Here is a 21,737-nt window from a genome sequence, read left to right on the forward strand (position 1 = left end):
GGACGGTCAGTCCCGCAGCGCGTTCAGTATCGCCGCCCCAAGCTCCACGATGCCGGTCATGGCCCCCTCGTTGTTCACGCTGATGGCCACGGCGATCCGGGTCCGGCGGTCGTAGAGATATGCCGTGCCGAACCCCGGAAACAGGCCCAGCTTGCCCACCAGCGCCATTTCAGGTTCGCGGAACAGCAGCAGCGAGCAGCCGTCCAGTTCACCCAGGCTGAAGGCCCCGCTCCGATCGGGCTTCAGGGCAACCTGCCCATCCGGCAAGCGCAGCGGTTCCAGCGCCACGGTATCCAGCACGTCGTTCCGCAGCAGCCGGTCCAGGTTGACCAGCCGCACCACGTCGGCCGGGGCCGCCTGAAGGTTGCCCGTGCCCTTTGCCGTGGTCAGGCTGGCCGGCACGGGAAGCCGCAACTCCCCCTTGTCCGCGTTGTCAGGGCCGCCGGCATAGCCGCACGACAGACGGGGGACGATGGCGGTGTCGTTGCCCGGCAGCAGGGATTTCATGCCCAGCCCTTCGGCGAACGTCTCTCGCACCAGGTCCTCGTACGTCCTGCCGGAAACGCGCTCGCAGATGACGGCAAGCATGAGGAACCCGGTATTGGAGTAGGACTGCCGCGTGCCGGGCCGGAACGCCAGGGGCTGCTTTTCCACCAGGGCCACCAGTTCTTCCGGGGTCCATTGCCGGGCCGGATTGGCGAGCACCTCCGCAAGCCCGAACATGTCGAGGATGCCGGAGGTGTGTTCCAGCAGGTGGCGCACGGTTATGGCCCCGCCGTCGGGAAAACCGGGGAAAAACCGGTCGATGGCCGTGTCGTAGGACAGCCTGCCTTCCTCGATGAACCGATGGACCAGCGCACCGGTGAACACTTTGGTGACCGACCCGATCTTGAAGCGGGACTGCGTGGTCATGGGGGTGGCGTTCTCGATGCACGCGACGCCGAAGGCCACCGCCACCGGGTCGTCCCCGCCCTTTTGCAGCACCGCTATGGACAGGCCGGGAATGGCGGGGTCGGCGGCGGCCCTGCCGCCCAGTTCCGTGACAACCCGGCGCAGGCGTTCCGCGTCATGGCGGGCATGGGCGCTGCCGCACGCCGCGCACAGCGCCAGAACAAGCGCCAGAACAAGCGCCGGGGCGGGAACGCCACGGGATTTCGGAACGCTACGCATGGCCGAGATACTCCAGTATGTGTCTGGCCACACTGCCCGCAAGGCCGGGAGAAAGCATGCTTTCGTGCGTCCCCTCGGTCCAGCGCAGCGTGATGTTTTCCCGCCGCAGGAAGCGGCTCCAGCCCTGGTATTCGTCATCGGGCACGATCTGCGGATTGCCCGCGAAATCAAGGGCCCGCACCAGCAGCACCCGCAGGTCCGACGGCGTGGGCCGGTCATACCGCGCCGTGGCGATGGCATTGCCCCGGTAGGTCTGCAACAGGTTGTCCATCTGCACGGCGCTGAACCCGGCGGGCAGCAGCCCGGTGCGCTCGCCGCACTGGACGAGGTAGGACAGCTTTCCCTCGCGCGGGAGCGACCGCAACACGTCCTCGTCGAAGGCCAGGGCGTCCCGCAGCAGAATCTTCAGCAGTTCCACGTCGTCCCTGGCCGCGATGCGCCTGGCCCGGCTGTTGTCCGCCACGGAATCCAGCGCCAGCACCGGCCCCGGATCGTTGCCCATGGCCGCGTACCGGCATGTGGCCTCGTAGGCCAGCAGCCCGCCGAAGCTCCACCCGCCGAAGATGATGTCCCTGCTCTCCACCTTCAGGATTTCCCCCAGGTAGTATTCGGCAAGGTCTTCCACCCGGTGCAGTTCGGTGTTCAGCGCCGTCCGTTCCGCCCGGAACCCCGCCGCCTCCACGGCGTAGACCGAGCAGACGCCGCCCAGCATTTCCGCGAGGTGGCTGTAGCAGAACACGCTGCCGCCCACCGGGTGGAACAGGAACAGGTTCTTTCCCCCCTCGCGGCGGCACAGCCGGATCACCGGGCCGTCCTGCGCGCCGCCCTTGCCCGCGATGAACCCGGCCAGCCCCGCGATGCTGGGATGCGTGAACAGCTCGCTGACGGCCACGTGGACGCCCAGTTCCTTTTCCACCATGGCCACGAGGCGGATGGCCATGATGCTGTTGCCGCCCAAGGTGAAGAAACTGGCGTCGGCATCGGCCACGTCCACGCCCAGCAGGCGTTTCCAGATGACCGCCAGCTTTTCCTCCACGGCGCCCTCCGGCCTGCGCCCTTCCACGGTCCGCCTGACGGCGAGCGGCGACGGCAGCGCCCTTCTGTCCACCTTGCGGTTGACGGAAAAGGGCAGTTCCACCATGGGCACGTAATGGGCCGGCACGCAGTACGGGGGCAGCTGCCCTTCCAGGTAGACGCGCAGCGCGGCCGCGTCCACGCCGCCCACCACGTAGGCCGCAAGGCTCCTGCCCTCCTGGGCGCTGAAGGTGTCGGCCACCACCGCCACCTGCCGCACCCCCGGAAAACCGGCGATGGCGTTCTCCACCTCGCCGATTTCCACGCGGTTGCCGCGTATCTTCACCTGCTGGTCCTCGCGCCCGGCGTAGTGCAGCAGCCCGTCGCGGGCGTGGCCGTAGTCGCCGGTGCGGTAGCAGGGCCGCCCTTCGGCCATGGCGAAGGCTCCGGGGCTTTCCCCGTTCAGGTAGCCGCGCGAAACTCCGGCCCCGGCAATCCACAGTTCGCCGGTCACGGAATCCGGCAGCGGGTTGCCGTCCCGGTCGCGGATGGTCACCTCGACCCCCGCCAGCGGTCTGCCGATGGGATAGGCGGAATACGCGGCATGGTTGCCGATATCGATGCGGAACGCGCTGCTGTCCACCGTGCATTCCGTGGGACCGTACACGTTGAACAGCACCACGCCCTCGTTGCCGGGAATGGCGTAGAACTTGCGGATGGCGTCGGGGCGCAGCACCTCGCCCGCCAGCAGCAGCCGCGCCATCGGCAACGGTTCGCGCCGGGCGTGCAGGTGGTCCGCCAGCACGTTGAAGAAGGCCGGGGTCATGTCGCACAGGTCCGCCCCGTGCCTGCGCACGCTTTCGCAGAACTGTTCCGGGCTCTTGCGGGCCGCGTCGGACATGACGTGCAGCGGCTTGCCGCAGAACAGCGACACCGCCAACTGCTGGATGGAGGCGTCGAACGACAGCGGGGCCACCAGCGCCGCCTTGCGGCAGCCGTCGGAATATTCCCGCAGCGCCGCGATGATGTGCAGCAGGTTGCGGTGCTCCACCACCACGCCCTTGGGCATCCCGGTGGAACCGCTGGTGTACACGATGTACGCGGCCTGCTCCGGCGCGCAGGCGGGCAGTTGCGGCCGTGGCAGTTCCCGCGCGTGCGCCATGCCGTAAAGGCCGCGCTCCACGGGCGGGGCCGCCCGGTCGGTCCTGTGGTCGGCCCTGCGGACTACCACGTCGTAGCAGTGGGCGAAATCCCGGTGCGCCGCGCCGCGCCGGGAAATGGAAACCTGTACCCCCACCGGGCTTTCCGCCGCCCATTCGGCAAAGAACCGCTCGGGGACGAACAGTTCCTGCCCGGAGTCCAGCCGCAGCAGCCCGGCGCTCTCGCCGGTGCGCCCGGCGTGTTCCACCAGCGCCGCCCGGAAGGCGTCCCTGCGGTCCAGGTCGCGCACCGCGCCCACGAAGAGCGTGCCGCCGTCGGCCAGCAGCCGCACGGCATGGTCAAGCGCCCGGCGCAGGTAGTTGTAGCCGGGAAAGTTCTCCACCACCCCGTTCAGGCAGACGAGGTCGTATTCCTCTCCGGCCAGGAAGCAGATATCCACGGCCTCCATCTGGTGCACCCGCACCACGGAGGGCGGCCCCAGGCGTCCGGCCCGGTCCAGTTCGTTGCGCGCAAGGTCCACGGCGGTGTACCGCTCCGCCGCACCGGCCAGCGCCGCCGCCACCGTGCCGGAACCGCTGCCCACGTCCAGCACCCGCCTGCGGGGCCTGTCCGCCAGCCCCGTTTCCGCAAGGATGCCGGCCGCCATGCCTTCCAGCACGTCCGCCGGCAGCGGCTGCCCGTCGAACCAGCCTTTCCAGCCCTGGTCGCCGCCCGCACCGGCCACGCCTTCCCAGTAGGCGGTGCTGCCAAGCCCGGTGGGCTTTTCCAGAAAGCCGCCGGTGTCCGGCAGGTCGATGCACAGCACGTGCCCGATGCCGGGATTGCGGTAGCGGAAGTATTCGGCCTCGCGCAGGCAGTGGCTGTCGGTGACGATCATCCTGACGGGCCGCAGCATGGCCTCCTGCCGCGCGGGCGAAAGGTCGCGCTCCACCGGCACGTACACCGCGCCCGCCCGCAGCACGCCAAGGGCCGCCGCGAGGTAGTGCGCCCCCCGCCTGCACAGGACGCCCACGGCCGCCTCTTTCCCGTAGCCCCGCGCCAGGATGAACCCGGCCACGGCCATGGAGAACTCGTCCAGCCCGGCGAAGGTCAGCGACGCGGCGTCGTCGGTCAGGGCCACCGCGCCGGGGTCGCGGTCCACAGCCTGCCGGAACAGGGCTTCCAGGGTGGCCGCCCCGTCCGCCCCATACGGCGCGTCCGTGCGCGGGGCCGCCGGGGCGGGCATGTCGAACCTGAAGTCAGCTATCTTCATCATCCATTCCCCCCGGCCGCGCCGTCCAGAAAGCGTTCGTAGTATTCCAGCCAGGTTCCGGCCGTTTCGGCGTCGATGGCCAGCGGGTCATGCTCGAACCGCACGCTGATGGGGCTGCCCCGGCCTCCGTGGTCCAGCGCGCGGCACACCAGAGCGTACCGTCCCGGCCCATCGGCGCTCGATCCCGTTTCCGCCGCCCCCCAGGCAAAGGCCATGCGCGGCGGGCCGCCGGGTTCCCCGCCATGCGGCGTCGGCGCTTCCTGCCCGTTGCGCGCCCCCTGGCCGTTGCGTGACAGATGCACCTGGGCCAGCGCCAGCAGGTGGCCGAACTCCGTCTCGTCGTCGATGGCGAGCCGCAGCGGGCCGCCCGGCGTCACGTCCACCGCGATGTCCTGCCGCGCCGTGGCCCGGCCGAGCAGCACCGCGTAGGTGGCCAGCATGACCGAGGCCGGGGAGACGCCCTTGCGCTCCGCCAGGCTCCGGATGCCGTCGCACAGGTTCACGCCCAGCTCCCGCCGTAGCGCGCCCGTGACGCCCTGCGCCCGCGCCTCGATGCGCGGCGCCTGCGGCGCATGCGTGAAGCCCACCGGTTCGTCGGCGCTGCCCGTGGTCATCAGGTGCAGGATGCGCGTGAGGTCCCGCGCCATGTCCTCAATGTCCTGCGGGCTGAACAGGTCCGCGTAGTATTCCAGCGCGAAGCCGATGGCGTTGCCCGTGTCGCTGGCGAAGATGGACAGATCGGTCTTGCTGGCGTGCTTGCTGAACCGCAACGGTTCGAACAGTTGGCCGCCCTCCGCCGCGAACTCGAAGTTCATGTAGGACAGGATCACTTCCGACAGCGGCGACCGGTCCAGGCACACCGGCGGCTTCAGGTCGGCCAGCAGGTTGCCGAGGATGTAGCCGCGATGGCGCAACGCCTCGTTGCTGGCCGTGCGGGTGTCCCGCAGCAGCGCGCCCAGCGGTTTCGCTCCGTCCACGCGCAGCCGCAGGGGCAGCAGCGAGGCCAGCATGCCCGCCGTGTTCAGGTGCCCGTCGCGGCTGTCCACGGATATGGCGATGACGAAGTCCTCGTCGCCCGTGTACGCGTGGACCAGCAGGCTCCACGCCGCCAGCACCACGTGGTAGTTGGTCGCGCCTTCGCGCCGGGCCAGGTCGCGGATGCCCGCCACCAGTCCGTCCGGCAGTTCGAACTCGTACATGCCGCCCCGGTTGGTCTGCACCGGGGGGCGCGGGTACGCGGCGGGCAGATCGAGCTTCGGCAGGCCGTCCCCGAACAGCGCCAGCCAGTAGTCCTTGTCCCCGGCGTTGGACTGCGTGAACTGGTGCCACGCGAAATCCTTCTGCTGCGCGCGCACCGGCTCCAGCGGCAGCCCGTGGTACAGGCGGTAAAGCTCCGCGTTGAGCAGGGACATGGTCCTGCCGTCGGCCAGCGCGTGGTGGATGTCGTAGAACAGGACGTGCTCGCCGTCGTCCAGCGTCAGCAGGCGGACCCGGAAACCGGGTTCCTTCTTGAGGTCGAAGGGGGTGATCAGGGCGTCCTTGTGCGCGAGGTCCGGCAGGCGCGTTTCTTCCAGCGTGAAGCCCGCGAAGGGGTGGATGACCATGGTGGGATGCTCGGCCTCGAAGTCGCGGAACGAGGTCCGCAGCACGTCGTGCCGCTGCACCAGCGTGGCGATGGACTCTTCCAGCCGCCGCCTGTCCAGGTCGCGCGGCAGCTTCAGGAAGGCCGGAAGGTTGAAGCCCAGGTGGCCTTCGCTCAGCATGTCCGCGTACAGGATGGCCAGCTGTTCGCGGCCCACGGGATACGTGTCGCGCGCCGGGGCGGGCTGCACGCCCCGCGCCGCCGGTGCCGCCCGCTCGCACCCGGCCAGCACCCGGTCCACGAAGTCGCCCAGGCTGTCGCTTTCCAGCAGGTCCACCACGCTGGCCTTGATGCCCAGCGTCTGGTCCATGCGGCTGACGATGCGCGTTCCGGCAATGGAATCGCCGCCGAGGTCGAAGAAATCGTCCTCGCGGGTCAGTTCCGCGTCGTAGCCCAGGCAGTCGCGGAAGATTTCCAGCAGTTGCGCTTCCAGGCCATCGTCCGTTGCGGCGGTGTTTGCCGGGGCGGCCGGAGCGGGCTGCGCATGGGGAACGGCCTGCGGCCCGGCGGGCCGCCCCGCCTCGGCAAAGGCGGCCAGCGGATGCTCCGCCGCGCCCTCGCCGGGCATGGCCACCACGGCAAGGTCCGAACCGCTGGCAAGCGCCGCCGCCAGCACGCCGAAGGACTGTTCCGGAGCCAGGGTGAACGCGCCCTTGTCCGCCCCGTGGCGCGCGGCCATGCCCACGCCGGACCAGGTGTTCCAGCAGATGGACAGGGCGGGCAGGCCCATGGACCGGCGGTACCCCGCGAAGGCGTTCAGGAAGGCGTTGGCCGCCGTGTAGTCGCCCTGCCCCGGCGCGCCCGTGAGGGCGGTGCGCGACGAGGCCAGCACGAAGAAGCGCAGATCATCGTCCAGAGTTTCGCGGTGCAGGTTCCACGTTCCGGCCACCTTGGGGGCCAGCACCGCCTCGTACGCCTCGCGGCTTCTGGTCAGCAGATAGCCGTCGCCCGCCACCCCGGCGGCATGGATGATGCCCTGCACGGGCCCCACCTCGCGCCGGATGGCGGCGAACGCGGCCGCCACCTGCCCGGCGTCCGTGACGTCGCAGCGGTAGGCGGCGAAGGGAAGATCCGCCGGGATTTCCGGCTTGCGGTGCAGCAGCGCCACGCGGGTTTCGCCGGTTTCGACGATGCTGCGGGCAAGGGTCAGGCCCATGCCGCCCAGCCCGCCGGTGATCACCACGCACCCCTCCGGGGCAATGGCGGGCAAGGCGGTGACGGAAGGCGCGGCCAGCGCGCCGAGCCGCCGCACCAGAATGTGCCCGTCCCCGTCGATGCGGTACGGCCCGTCGATGCGGCCAAGGCTGTCCGCCAATGCCCTCAGGGCCGCAGGCTCCGGCGAATCCACTTCCACGTGGGCGCAGGAGATGAGCGGCTCTTCCTGATGCAGGCACAGCAGCGGCCCCAGCAGCAGGGCCCGGTCAAGCGCGCCGCCGGAATCCGGCGCCGCATCCCCGCCCCCCACTGTCGTGACGCGCAGGGGGTGCCGCAGCCGGGCCCGGCACAGTTCCTGAAGCTGGCTGCAAAACGCCCAGTGCTCGTCGCCGGGGGACGGCAGGTAGACGATGTGCCGGATGTCCCGGTCCAGGATTTCCCCGGCCAGGGCCTGCCGTTCCTCAAGCCGCGCGGGCAGTTCGCACCGCAGGCCGGCGTGCCCGGCCAGCGCGTCGTGCAGGGGGCCGCCGCTCCCGCCCAGCAGCATCAGGCCGCCGCCCGCCACGGGCTCCGCCGGTGCGGCGGGCGGCAGTTCCGCCCGTATCCACTCCACGGCATACAGTTCCGGCTCCGGCCGGACGGTATCGGCCATCACGGGCCGGGCCTGGGACAGGGACAGGAAGGTCAAATCCTCCATCTCCAGCACCACGTTGCCGGAACGGTCGGCCACGGTGCAGCGGGCTGTGATCATGCCCGGCTGCCGCCCAGTGATGCTCACGTGGGCAAGGGCCTTGGCGGGCAGGGCGCGGTACAGGCGCACCGTGCCGCAACTGGCCGGAACGAAGCCGGAAACGCCGTGCAGGGCCAGGCTGGCGGCCACGTCGGCCATGGCGGGGTGCCACCTGAAGGTATGCAGGTCGTGCCGGTATGCGTCCGGCAGGGCCAGTTGCGCCAGCAGCCGGTCGCCCCTGTCCGAAATCCACATCCCCTCGCGGCACAGCCAGCGCCCGCTGATGCTCACCAGCGCCTGCTCGCCCTGCGCCTCGAAGGGATGCAGACCTTCGCGCAGGGCCGCCACGTCCAGTGCGGCGGGGGGTGCGGACTCCCCGCCATCCCGCACCAGGGCGCTGGCCGCCACGCTCCACGCCCCGTCGCGCAGGTGGTGCAGTTCCACCGCGTGCCCGTGGCCGCGCCGCTCCACCAGCAGGGTGGCCCGGCTGTCGCCGGACATGGTCACCGGCCTGCGCCAGCGCAGGTTTTCGATGCACAGCGGCAGGCGGTCCACGGCCCTGTCCCAATCGATGGCCTTGCCGATAATGTCCAGCATGCCCATACCCACCAGCGTGGGCACGCCGTTCAGGCGGTGCTCCGCCACGGGCCAGAAGTCGGACCGGTCCAGCGCCACGGCAAAGGCGCTGCCGGAGGGCGTGGGCAGCGGGGCCGACAGGAACGGCGTGGCGAAGCGCGGCCACAGCGGGACGCGGGCGAACGGCGTGGCGGGCAGGTGCACCCTGTGCAGGGGGCGGCCTGCGGGCCAGATCGGCCGCTGCCCGGTCAGGAACGCCCGCACGGCTTCGTCGGCCGCTTCCGGCGTGTCGTGCACGGCGTCCACGGTCCCCGCCTGCCGCGTCTGGCAGGCTGCCGGGGCGATGTCGCCGTCCAGCGCGTCCAGCAGTTCCTGCCGCGTGCGCGCCACCACCGCGGCGCGCACGTCCAGATGGTCGCGCCCCGCCGCCAGCGTGGCGGCGATGGCGTGCAGGGGCCAGCGGGCATTGCGGGCCACCGCGTCCCGCACGCTGCGGCAGTAGGCGCGCAGGTCGGCCTCGCCCTGGGCGGAAAACGGCACGCAGTACCATGCGCCGTCGCCATCCCGCGCGGATGGTCCCGCCCCCCCGTGCCCGGTCTTCCCGGACTCGGCCGGCCTGTGCTCGGCCAGAATGACATGGGTGTTCACCCCGCTGAGGCCGAAGGAACTCACCCCGCACCGCCACGGCCGGTGCGCTTCGGGCAGCGCCTCCAGCGCTTGCGCCACCCGCACGGGCGCGGCGTCGAAGTCGATGTGCGGGTTGGGCCGTTCGAAGTGCGGCTGCGGCGCCACCATGCCCTTTTCCAGGCACAGCACGGCCTTGGCCAGCCCCACTGCACCGGCTGCGGCGTCCAGGTGCCCCAGATTGCCCTTTACCGAGCCGATGGGAATCTTCCCGCGCGGCTGCGCCCCCTCGCGGGCGAAGGCACGGGTCAAGCCCTCGATCTCCACCGGGTCGCCGAGCACGGTGGCCGTGCCGTGCGCCTCGAAGAAGCTGATGTCCTCCAGCGCCACGGACGCCCCCCGCGCCGCCAGCGCCACGACCTCGGCCTGCGCGCCGGGGTTGGGCGCGGCCATGCTGGACGACCGACCGTCCTGGTTCACCGCGCTGCCCGCGATGACGGCATGGATGGCGTCGTTGTCGCGCAACGCCTCGTCCAGCAGCTTGAGCACGAACACCGCCGCGCCCTCGCCAGCGCCCACGCCGTCGGCCGCCGCGTCGAAGGTGCGCGTCAGGCCGGAGGCGGCCTCGATGGTGAACGCGCGGTCGGCCTTGACCGGCAGATCGATGAGGTGCACCCCGCCCGCCAGCGCCACGCAGCTTTCGCCCGCGCGCAGGCTGCGGCAGGCGTCGTGCACGGCCTTGAGCACCGAGGAGCAGGCCGTGTCCACGGTGGCCGCCGGGCCGTTCCAGTCCTTCAGGTAGCTGAGGCGCGCCACCACGTTGGAGGGCACGTTCAGCAGGTAGATCTGCTCCGCCTGGTCGGGAAAGGCCCTGGTCGCCGCGTCCTGGAACAGCCGGTACGGGCTGGCCCCCACGAAGGTGCCCACGTTGCGCCCTTCCAGCGCCGCGCCGCCGTAGCCCGCGTCGTCCAGCGCCCGCATGGCCGTTTCCAGGAACACGCGTTGCCGGGGCTCCAGCAGGGCCGCATCGCCGGGGGCAAGGCCGAACCGCTTGTGATCGAAGGAGGATACGTCGGAAAGGTACGCGGCCTCGCGCAGCCGGGCCTCGTCGAAGGGAAAGCCCACGGCCTCGAACACCTGCCGCACCTCGTGCCGCCGCGCTTCCGGCAACGGCACGTTCAGGTCCGCCCCCCTGGCCAGGTCCTGCCAGAACCGTTCGGTGTCCGCATGGTCGCCAAGGCGCACGGCCATGCCGATGATGGCCACCGGGGCATGGGGCGCGGCCGTGGCCTCGCGGCGGACCGCCACGCCGCGCGCCTGGTCGATGCACGCCGCCTGCGCCCGGATGGTGCTTTCCGAGAACAGCCCCGCCAGCGTGAACACGCCCGGCCAGCGCTTGTCCAGCAGCCCGTGCAACTGGAGCAGCAGCAGGGAATTGCCCCCGGCCTCGAAAAAGCCGAGGTCCGCGTCCCGCACGTCCACTTCCGGCATGGCCTGCCGCCACAGGGCGCGCACCTCGTCCAGCAGCGAGGCCGCTTCCGGATTTTCGACGGGACGCGCGGGGGGCAGCAGCGGCGCGCCCGCCAGCCGCCCCCGGTCCGCCTTGCCGGACGGGGTCAGCGGAATGGCGTCCACGGTGTGGAACAGAGCCGGGCACATGTACTCGGGCAGGATGTCCGCCAGCGCGGCCCGGATGTGGCGGAGCGACAGGGCCGCTCCGGCGTGCGGCAGCAGGAAGGCTTCCAGCGCGTCGTGCCCGCCGATGCGGCAGGCGCGCGCCACCGCCTGCGAAACGCCGGGGCAGCGGGCCAGCGCGGCCTCCACCTCGCCCAGTTCGATGCGGTGGCCGCGAATCTTGACCTGGTCGTCGTTGCGGCCAAGGTATTCCATGTTTCCGTCGGGCAGCCACCGGCCAAGGTCGCCGGTGCGGTACATGCGCCCGCCGGGGACGGACGGGTCCGCCACGAAGCGGCTCTCCATCAGGTCCGGCCGGTTCACGTAGCCGCGCGCCACCTGCACGCCGCTGATCCATACCTCTCCGGCGACGCCGGGCGGCGCCGGGCGCATCCGGGCATCCAGCACGTACAGCCCGGTGTTGGCCACGGGCCTGCCGATGGGCACCGCGTGGGGGGGCGTTTCGGCGCAGGGGTACCACGAGACGTCGATGGTGGCTTCCGTGGGGCCGTACAGGTTGTGCAGCCCATTGTGCGACTTGTCGGGGAGCAGCGCGTTGAACCGGCTCACGAGTTCGCGGGAAAGCGCCTCTCCGCTGGTGAACACGTGGCGCAGGGTCGAAATCCTGGGTGTTTCGTCCGGAACGGCTTCCAGGTAGTCCAGGAAAGCCCGCAGCATGGACGGCACGAAGTGCAGCACCGTGACCCTGTGCGCGTGGATGGCCTCCACGATGCGGGCCGGGTCCTTCTCCCCTTCCGGTTCCAGCAGCGCAAGCCCGGCCCCGCACCACGACCACCAGAAGAGTTCCCAGACGGACACGTCGAACGACACGGTGGTCTTCTGCAACACCACGTCGCCCGGCCCGATGGGAAAGCGCGACTGCATCCACAGCAGGCGGTTGCACAGGCTGCGGTGCTCCGTCTGCACGCCCTTGGGCCGCCCGGTGGAGCCGGAGGTGAAGATGACGTAGGCCAGGGAATCCGGCGCGATGCCGCCCCGCGCCGCCGCCCCGGCGGGCGGCAGTGCATGCATGTCCGGTGCGAACGTGTCTGGCGCGAACATGTCCGGTGCGAACATGTCCGGCGCAAGCACGCGCCCGCCGCACCCCTCGAACGCGGGCGCGAAGCGGGGGTCGCAGATGACCACGGGCGTTCCGAGGTCTTCGAGCATGGCGCGCAGGCGCGCTTCGGGCAGGCCCGGCGCAACGGGCACGTAGACGGCCCCCACGCGCAGCACCGCGAAGATGCAGACCATCATTTCCAGCGACCGTTCGAAGCAGACGCAGGCGTAGCCGCCCGGCGACACCCCCTGCCCGGCCAGCCAGGCGGCCATGGCTGCGACCCTGGCGTCGAACTCCGCATAGGTGCAGGGCCGCCCGGCGGGGTCGATGATGGCCACATGGCCGGGCGTGCGCGCCAGTTGTTCGCGGAACAGGCCGTCCGCGTCCCGTTCGATGTCGAAGGCTTCCGCCGTGTCGTTGAAGCGGCGCAGCAGTTCCCGTTCTCGCTCCGGCATCAGGTCCAGCGCGTGCAGGGGGACGCTTCGGGGCGCGCCGTCGCGGCCCAGCACCGCCTCCAGCAGGGTGGACAGGCGGTCGCACAGGTTGCGCGCGGTGGCGGCGGTGAACAGGTCGGTCCGGTATTCCAGATGCACTTCGTAGGCATCGGGCTCCGTCTCGCGGAAATAGAAGCTGAGGTCGAACTTGCTGTTGCGATGCGGCAGCGGCTGGGGCCGCATGTACAGGGGACCCTGGTCAAAGTCGTGCCAGGTGGCGTCTTCCAGCGCCACGAACACGTCGAACAGCGGCGTGCGCGAGGTGTCCCGCTCCACGCCCAACGCGTCCACCAGCCTGTCGAACGGGCAGGACTGGGCGGCCAGGGCGCGCCGGAACGCCGCGTCCACGGTGCGGACCAGTTCGTCGAAGTCCCCGTCCGGCCGCAACGGCATGCGGATGGCCAGGGTGTTGACGAACAGGCCGATCATGCCCTGGGTCTGCTCCAGTTCCCGGTTGGCGGCGGGGCAGCCCACGACCAGGTCGTCCTGCCCGGTATGCCGGTGCAGGAAGGTCCCCACCAGCGCCAGCAGCACCGGGAACAGCGACACGCCCGCGTCGCGGGCGCGGGCCTTCAGCGCGCGGCCCCGCGCCGCGTCCAGCCGGAAGACCTCCACGCCGCCCGCAAGCCCCTGCACGGCGGGCCGGGGAAAATCGAGCGGCAGGCGCAGCCGTTCCGGCAGGGGCAGCAGCGCGGCCTTCAGTTTGTCCAGCCCTTGGGGCTCCCGCTGCCGCTCCCACGCCACGTGGCTGAGGTAGTCCGTTTCCAGCGGCGGCCACGCGGGCGGGGAGCCGCGCAGCACCGCCGCATAGGCTTCGTTCAGTTCGCGCAGCAGGATTTCCGACGACCAGCCGTCGAACACGATGTGGTGCACGCTGCACAGCAGCACGCAGCCCGATGCCCCTTCGCGGAACAGCGTCGCCCGCACCAGCGGCCTGTCGAACCCGAAGTCCATGGGGGCCGGTTCCAGGTCCTGTTCCGCGCAGACCCCGTCCCGCAGTTCCAGCCTCAGGCCGCCGGGCGGCACGAGGCGCTGTTCCGGCGCATCGGCGGAAACGCGCAGCCGCAGCGCGTCGTGGCGGCCTTCCAGCAGCAGCAGGGCCTGTTGCAGCGCGTCCGCGTCCACGTCGCCGGGCAGCCGCGCCGCGAACGGAATCTGATATATCCTGCCGTCTTCGTACAGCCGTTGCAGGAACCAGATGCGCTGCTGGGCCGGGGACAGGGGGTGCGCCCCTTCCGGGTCCACGCGCGGAATGCGCGCCACGTGGTCCGGGGGCGTCCCGCCGTGCGCAAGAGCCCGGATGCGCGCCGCCAGTTGCCGGGGGCTGGAGTAGGACAGAATGTCGTCGATGCCCGCCTTCACGGCCAGCCGCCTGCCCAGCAAGGCCATGACGCGCATGGCCGACAGGCTGTGCCCGCCCAGCAGGAAGAAATCCGCGTCGGGCTCCACCGGGGAACGCCCCAAGGCTTCCGCGTAGATGTCCCGGATGGCATCCTCCAGGCCGTCGTCCGGCCCATCGTCCGGGTGCGCGAAGGACGCCCGCTGGGCGTCCGCCTGTCCGGTATCCGCCTGTCCGGTATCCACCAGTTCCGCGCCCGCCGGAGCGGCAACGCCGGGGGCGGGCACGGCGGCCACCACCGCTTCCAGGGCTTGGCAGGCAATGTTCCTGTCCCTGCCCACGGCGCGCAGGGCGGCGTGCAGCCTGTCCCGCAGGCTTTCCACGTCGGCCCGGCCCAGCACGGCGGGGTCGTACAGGAAACGGAAGCGCAGTTCCGCGCCGGGAATCACGGTGATGCCGAGGGGGTAGGGAATCTTCTCGTAGCCCCGCACGTCCAGCAGGCGCAGACCAAGCCCGCCGAAGGACACGTCGGCGGGATAGTTCTCGAAGACCATCAGGTGGTCCAGCAGGTCACGGCCCATGGCGGCAAGGGGCAGGTACCCGTGCCGCATCTGCCCCAGCCCCTGTTCGCGCAGTCCGGCCAGCAAGGCGGCGATGCCGTCAGCCTCGTTCCAGCGCGCCCGCAGGGGCAGCGTGCGGATGAACAGCCCCACGGCCCGGTCCATGCCGTCCACCTCCGCGGGCCTGCCGGAGGTGACCACGCCGAACACCACGTCGCGGCGGTGGCCGTTGCGCACGCCCAGCACCACGGCCCACAGCGCCTGCGTCAGCGCCGACAGGGTCACCGCGTGCGACGCGGCGGTCTGCCGCAGGGCGTCGCTGAGCGGGCCGTCCAGCGTCAGCTCCAGCGTTTCGGGCTCGCCGCCGCCCGACGGCGGGGCGGCGGAAAGCGCGTTGGGGGCGGGGGCCACCCCGGCCAGCGGGCCATACCCTTCCAGCAGCGCGGCCCAGTATTCCCGCGCCGCCTCTTCGTCGAAGTCCGCCTGCCACCGTTCGTACTCCGGCAGCGGGAAGGGCGCGGGCAGCGGTGCAGCAGGACGCCCGGAAAGGCCGCGCCAGATGTCGAACAGTTCCTGCAACAGCACGCCGATGCACCAGCCATCCATGAGCAGATGGTGGAAGCACCAGCTCATGACCACGGTACGCGCATCCAGCCGGAAGAACTGCGCATGCAGCAACGGCCCGCGCGCGAGGTCGAACGCCCTGCCCCGCCGCGCGCGCAGCAGGGTATCGGCCTCGGCCCGGGCGGCGTCCGGGGGCAGGTGCGACAGATCGTGGTACTCCGCGCCGCTCCGGGCGCGGCGCAGGGCCACGCGGTGAAATTCCCCGTGGTGGACCATGGGAAACAGCGAACGCAAACTCTCGTGCCGGTCCACCACGCGGTTCCATGCGGCCATGAGCCGGAACTCGTCCACCTCGCCGTCGAAGTGGAATTCCACCTGCTGGGTGTATACCCCGTGGCCGGAGGACAGGTGCTGGTACAGCATCGGTTCGTGGCTGGGATCCGGGCGCTCGATGCGCTCGACATCCTCTTCCGCGCAGCCGCAGGCAGCCAGGATGGCGGCGCGGGTGTCGTCCTCCAGCGGCGGGCAGTAGGCGGGAAGCGTCCGCAGTGCGGCGGTCCAGCCTTGCAGCAGGCTGGCCACCCATTCCGGGACCAGCATCTGCGGGCTGAACCACGCCATCAGGTGCAGTTCGCCGTCAGCGTCGAACGATGCGGCAAGGTCCAGCGGCGCATCCGGCCGGTAGTGCGGGTGCAGCAGTTCCGGGACATCGCCGGGGTTGCCCAGCGACGACAGCGGAACGATTGCGCCTTCTCCGGCATCGCCCGCCGCGCCCAGGTAGTTGAAGCCGATCTGGGCGGCGTACCCGAAGCGTTGCGGGTCGGCGCGGCGCAGGTAGCCGTAGGCATTGCAGTTGCGGGGGGTGAAGACCTCGCGCAGCCACGGCAGCAGATGGCGGCGGGCCTGCGAGCCGGTGGCGGCGGGCGCCAGCGGCAGGGGGCAGACGGCGGTGAACCAGCCCAGGCTGCGGCTCAGGTCGCAGCCGGGGACCACGCTGTCGCGGCCGTGGCTTTCCAGGGTGACGAACACGGTGGCGCGCTGCCCCTGCCCGTGCAGCGCGGCGGCAAGCGCGGCCAGCAGGTCCGCCGGAACGGACCGGGTGTATCCGGGGCGGAAGCCCCGCACGCTGGCGCGGGCTGTCACGCGTTCGGCGGCGGTGTCCGCGCCGCCCGCTTGCAGGGCGTCATCGAGAACGATGGGAACGCCATCCTTTCGCAGGGCATCAAGCGGCGCGGCGGGGGTTCCGCACACGCCCTGCCAGAATTCGCGGTCTTCGGCGGCGGGAAACACGCCCTCCTCCACCAGCCGTTCCATGGCCGCCGAGCGGGCGGCAAGGCCGCAGCCCTCGCCCGCGTGCGCTCCGTCCGCCCCGGCGACGAAGGCCCTCAGGTCGCGCAGCAGGATGTCCAGCGAGACGGCGTCCAGCACCAGATGGTGCCCCACCAGCGCCAGCAGCCGCGCCCCGCCGCAGTCCGCCAGCCCCGCGCCGAGGGTGTGCCCCGTTTGCGGGTCCAGCCCGGCCGTGACCTCCCGGACCATGTGGCGCAGGGCGTCCGTCCGGGTGGCGCCGGGCGGCATGTCGAAACGCCGCAACGCCACGGGCCGGGGGACCGCCAGCACTTCCGCCCCGCGCGGGGTGAAGGCCAGCCGCAGGGCTTCGTACCTGCCGGGCAGGCTGTCCAGCCACGCCTGCACCGCCTCCGGCGCGATGGACGGGGCCAGTTCCAGCGGCAGCAGCATGTGGAACGAGGTCCAGTGGTCGGGGTGGTCCCGCAGCAGGGCCTGCTGGATGGGCAGCAAGGCCGCCACCTGCCCCGCCGCCAGCGGGGGGTGGACCGGCTGTCCGTCGCCCCCGGCGGACCCGGCGTCATCGGCAGCGCCCTGCGCGCCCGCTTGGCCGGAGTCCGCCTCATCCAGCAGCGCGCACAGGTCGGAGAAATGGGGGGTACGCAGGAAATCGGGCGCGGACAGGGCCGTGACGCCGCTCCGGTGCAGCATGCCCGTGATCTGGATGGCCTTGATGGAATCGCCGCCCGCCCGGAAGAAATCGGCCGAGTCCCCTGCTCCCGCGTGCAGTATCGAGGCCCAGGCCTGCGCCAGCGCTTGGCGGGGGGAGGACGGTGCGGGCCGGTCCGCTGCCGTGGCGGCCGTGGCGTTGGGAGCAGCGGCCCGTGGCGCGGCGTCGCCCGGTTGCAGCGCGTCAGGGGACACGGCAAGGGAGAAGGCAGCCGTGCCCGTGGCGTCCGCCATGTCGCCATCGCCCAGCGCGGACGCCATGTCCCGCAACAGCGCCGCGAGCAACGCCGCGCCATCGCTGATGAAGCCCGCGTCGTGCTCCAGGATGATCCGCGCCTCTTCCCCGGTGACCAGCGTGAAGCTGCCCGCGAACTTGCTGGCCCGCAGTTGCAGGGGCAGCCTGCACACCGCCAGGCCCGGCCCTTCGAAAGACTCCGCGTGGACGTGGGTGGCGAGGAAGTCGGGCACCGCCGGGATGTCGCAGTAGCGGCCGTGCGCCACGGCCTCGCGCAGTTGGCGCGCCGTGGCCCGTGCGTCCTCCTCCATCCTCGCCGCCGGGGACGGCGCGAACCGCAGGGGCACAGTGTTGACGAAGAATCCCGCCGTGCGGAACTCCTCCTGCGTCTCGCGCAGGCCCACGGGCACGGCCACCAGCATTTCCGGCCTGCCGCAGGTCCGGCACAGGAAGCGCGCCAGCAGCGTGACGAAGCAGGTCAGTTCCGTGGCGCCAGACCGCCTGGCCAGCCGGTCCAGCCCTTCGGCCAGCGCTGGCGGCAGGCCGACGTCGGCCATGGCTCCCGTACGCCCCCCGCCCCCGGCACGTTCCGAGGACAGGGACACTGGCGGAACCGGCGGGGTCAGCACCGCCTGCCAGTACGCCGCATCATCCCGGCAGGCGTCCGAACGCAGGTATTCCGCCTCCCTGTGGCAGAACCGCGCCTGCACGGCCAGCGTTCCCCGTTCCGGCTGCCCGCCGCGCAGGTATTCCAGCGCGTTGCGCAGCACGATGTCCAGAGTTTCGCCGTCACCCGCGATGTGGTGCGCCACCACCAGCACCTGCAACCGGTCCCCGATCCGGGCCACGGCCATGCGCGCCGGAGCCTCGCGCCGCAGGTCGAAGGGGGTGTGGATCTGCCCGTCAAGGAACGCCATGGCCGCCGCATCGTCCGCGAACGCCTGCTCCCGCACGGGAATGGCCCCGCCGCCACGCGCCAGATGCGGGGCGTCGATGTCGCCCCCGACAAGGCTGCACAGCAATTCCTGATCCCCCAGCGCCCGGTGCAGCGCATCGGTGAAGGGCCGCGCGTTCTCTCCGCGCACCTCCAGCAGAAGGGGCATGTTGTAGTCCACCGTGCCGTGATTGGCCTGCTGGTACGCCCATATCCGGTACTGGGCGCGGCTGAGGGGCGCGGTATCGGATGGCGGCGGCGCGGCCTGCTCCCCCCGCCCGCGCAACACCTCCTCGACGTCGAACAAGGTCTCGCAGGCGACGAAGTCGCGGAAGGCCACGTCCACCCCGAAGATCTTGCGGATTTCCCGCAGCAGCAGCATGCCCTTCAGGCTGTTGCCGCCCTGGTCGAAAAAGTTGGCTTCCGGGTCGTATTGGCCGCCCATGGTCCGCCGGCAGGCATCCAGCAGCCGCCCGTCCACGGGGCGTTCGCGGCGGCGGGCCTGCGCGGGGGCCTCGGCCATGCGGCGCAGCGCGTTGCGGTCCACCTTGCCCGTGGGGGTCACCGGCATGGCGTCCAGCACCCGCCAGACGGACGGCACCATGTACGGGGGCAGGTTGCCCCGGCTCCAGCGGGCCACGGCCTCCTGCGTGGCGTCCGGGTGCAGCATCACGAACGCCGCCAGTTCGGTCTGCCCGTCGCCGTCCTTGACCGCCAGAACGGATGCCTGGCGCACGCCCTCGCAGCGCTCCAGCAGAAAGGCCACCTCGCCCGGCTCCACCCGGTTGCCCCGCACCTTCACCTGGTCGTCGGCACGCCCCACCAGCAGTATTTCACCCGTTTCGGACCACAGGGCCAAGTCGCCGGTGGCATAGGCCACGCCGCCGTCTTCACCGGGCAGCAGGCCCGGCGGATGGCCGGGCAGATGGCGGAAACGCTGCCCGGTCAGTTCCGGGTTGCCGTGGTAGCCAAGGGCCACGCTGGCCCCGCCCACCCACAGTTCGCCCACCATGCCCGCGGGCCGGGGCCGCAGCCCGGAGTCCAGGATGTACGCGGCGGCGTTGGGAACGGGCCGCCCGGAACTGATGGGCAGGGATTCGCCGGGCGTCACGCGCTTCATGGAGGCGCACACGCAGGTCTCGGTGGGGCCGTAGGCGTTGAAATAACGCAACGTCTCCGCATAGTGCAGCGCGTCGGCGGCCACGGGCGGCTCCCCTGCCGTTATCAGCACGCGCAGGCCGGGGAACGGCTCGCCGTCGAACAGGCGCAGGTAGGACGGCGGAAAGGTGGTGACGGTCACCCCGTTGTCCGCCATGTACCCCTTCAGGTCCCACGGCGCGTTGCGGTACGCGTCGCCGACCGGGTACAGGCAGGCCCCGGCGTACAGGGCCATGAACATTTCGGAAAGGGATGCGTCGAACACGGGCGGCGCGAATTGCAGCACGCGGTCGTCCGGCCCCACGCCGAAGACCTCGATCTGCCCCAGGATCATGTTCACGAAGCCGCCGTGCGGGGCCAGCACGCCCTTGGGCCTGCCCGTGGACCCGGAAGTGTAGATGAGGTAGGCCCCGTCGCGCGGGTCCGGTTCCGTGGCCGGGGCCGCCGGGCAATCTTCCGGCGGCGGCGCGAGGTGCGCGTCGCCGTCCGCGTCCAGCGTCAGCGTGGCCCCCGCGTCGGCCATGATGAAGGCGATGCGCTCCGCCGGGGCGTCCGGGTCCACGGGCAGGTACACCGCGCCAACACGCTGTATGCCCAGGACGATTTCCGGCAGGCGCAGCGTGCGCCGGGCCAGCACGGCCACCACGCCGCCCTTGCCCACCCCCTGCCCGGCCAGCCAGGCGGCGCAGCGCAGCGAATTTTCGCGCAGTTGCGCGTACGTCAGCACCGCCCCGCGCCCGTCGCGCACTGCGTCGCGCTGCGCGAACTCCCGCGCCTTCTCGTCGAACAGGCCGGGCATGGACCGCACGGGGTACGGCCGCTCGTCACCGCGCTGCCAGGCGCGCAGTTCGCGCGCCTCCTCCTCCAGCAGGTAGCCGAGCTGCGGCAGGTCCGCGCCGGAGGCCAACTGGCCCACCAGATGTTCCACGCGCCGCACGTACCGGTCCACGTCCCGCTCGCTGAGGTGGTTGCGGCAACTGCGCACCGTCAGGGAAAGCCGCCGGGTGTGGCATTCCTCCATGACCAGCGCGCCGAACAGGACCGGCTCGTGCACGCTGTGGTGCTGCACGGCTTCGCATATGCGGAAATCCGGCGAGCCTTCCGGGGCGTTGGGCAGGTAGTTGATGAACGTGTCGGCGATGTGGGCCAGGTTCTTGTGGCCCAGGTTGCGCATGGCCAGTTGGAACGGCGTGCGCGCGCGCCGGAAGAAGGCGGCGCTCTGCGCGCCCGCGTCGGCCAACAGCGAGGCGAACGTCTCGTGCCGGCGCATGTCCAGCCAGGTGGGGGGCATGCAGATGTGCGCCCCCTGCCGCTTGCGGAACGCCTTGCGCTCGCCGAAGGCCAGGGGCGTCTGCACCACGATGTCCTTCTCGTCGCACATGTACGAAAGGACCAGCGCGTGCAGCGCCGTGAACAGCCCGGCGGGGCTCACGCCGTATCTGGCCTGCAACTCCCCGGCCTGGCGCGAGGTCTCCTCCGACAGCAGGTACTTCCTGTACCGGGTGTTTCCCAGCACATCGGGGCGGCCCGGCAGCGCCCGGAAGATGCGCTTTTCGGGCAGCCGTTCCAGGTGCCGTTCCCAGAACTCCATGTCCTTGGCGAAGCGGGGCGAGGCGGCGTGCTCCGCATCGGCGCGGTATTCCTCGCTGCACGGGCACCGGTCGTACGGCCCCGGTGTGCGGCCCTGCGCAAGCTCGGTGTACACCTCGGCCACGAACGCGGTGTGGTAGAAGAAGCCCAGGCCATCGAGGACAAGGTGCGAACTCTTGACCAGGTACAGGCTTTCCGCCTCTCCCGTGCGCAGCAGTGCATAGCGCATGAGAGGGTTGTCCACGGATTCCTCGAAAAAGGCGTCCGCGTAGTCCCCGGCGGCCTGTTCCGGGTCCGCCGCGCCGCGCAGGTCCAGAAAGCGGAAATCCACGTTCTCCGCCCCGCCGACGATGAACTGCGGCTCGTCGCCGTCCGCGCACAGCGTGGCGCCCGGCAGGGGGGTGTGCCGCAGCACGATGCGGATGGCCTCGCGCAGCCGTTCCGGGCAGACGGCATTGGCGATGGGAAAACTGCCCCGGATGGACACTTCCGCATACTCCGACAGTGATGTCCGACAAGCCAGCCAGAGTTCCTTCTGGCAACCGGTAAGCGGAACGATCTCTGCCAGCCCGTCATCCATCACGGCGTCTTTCATGAACAACCTCTCTATGATGCGAGAACTACCCCACCTCCCAACTTGTTGGCAAGGTTAACCTATCACTTTGGGCTGTACCTGCTCCCACCTATGATGTATCCCTACGGCGATACGAAAAGGTGAATGCTCACGGAAGGAAGCCCTACCGGCAGGAGCATGCGCCACAGCGGATACGGGGGCAGCCCCCCATGCGC

The 21,737-nt window shown here is 71.0% G+C and carries 3 protein-coding genes; all 3 read right to left on the reverse strand.

Annotation, left to right across the window (positions count from 1 at the left end; genetic code table 11):
• Positions 1-6 precede the first annotated feature (6 nt).
• Genes ACR4XJ_RS08590 through ACR4XJ_RS08600 form a run of 3 tightly spaced genes read right to left on the reverse strand, consistent with a single transcriptional unit; the run spans position 7 to position 21,543 of the window.
• Positions 7-1,170 (reverse strand): serine hydrolase domain-containing protein, encoded by a 1,164-nt coding sequence (locus tag ACR4XJ_RS08590; RefSeq protein WP_434754840.1) that lies wholly within the window; start codon positions 1,168-1,170, stop codon positions 7-9.
• Entirely contained in the window at positions 1,163-4,597 is a 3,435-nt protein-coding gene (locus ACR4XJ_RS08595) for an AMP-binding protein (protein WP_434754841.1), read from the reverse strand. Before ACR4XJ_RS08595 ends, ACR4XJ_RS08590 begins: the two co-directional genes overlap by 8 nt.
• Complete coding sequence (locus tag ACR4XJ_RS08600) at positions 4,597-21,543, reverse strand: amino acid adenylation domain-containing protein (RefSeq protein WP_434754842.1); 16,947 nt, start codon at positions 21,541-21,543, stop codon at positions 4,597-4,599. The genes ACR4XJ_RS08595 and ACR4XJ_RS08600 overlap by 1 nt, the downstream gene beginning before the upstream one ends.
• Positions 21,544-21,737: the final 194 nt, after the last annotated feature.

The organism is Nitratidesulfovibrio sp. D1, from assembly GCF_051133415.1.
Taxonomy (GTDB): Bacteria; Desulfobacterota; Desulfovibrionia; order Desulfovibrionales; family Desulfovibrionaceae; genus Cupidesulfovibrio.

Excerpts from the sequence above, each read along its gene's own strand:
- ACR4XJ_RS08590 (WP_434754840.1), bottom strand. The coding sequence starts at position 1,170 with ATGCGTAGCGTTCCGAAATCCCGTGGCGTTCCCGCCCCGGCGCTTGTT.
- ACR4XJ_RS08595 (WP_434754841.1), bottom strand. The coding sequence starts at position 4,597 with ATGAAGATAGCTGACTTCAGGTTCGACATGCCCGCCCCGGCGGCCCCG.
- ACR4XJ_RS08600 (WP_434754842.1), bottom strand. The coding sequence starts at position 21,543 with ATGAAAGACGCCGTGATGGATGACGGGCTGGCAGAGATCGTTCCGCTT.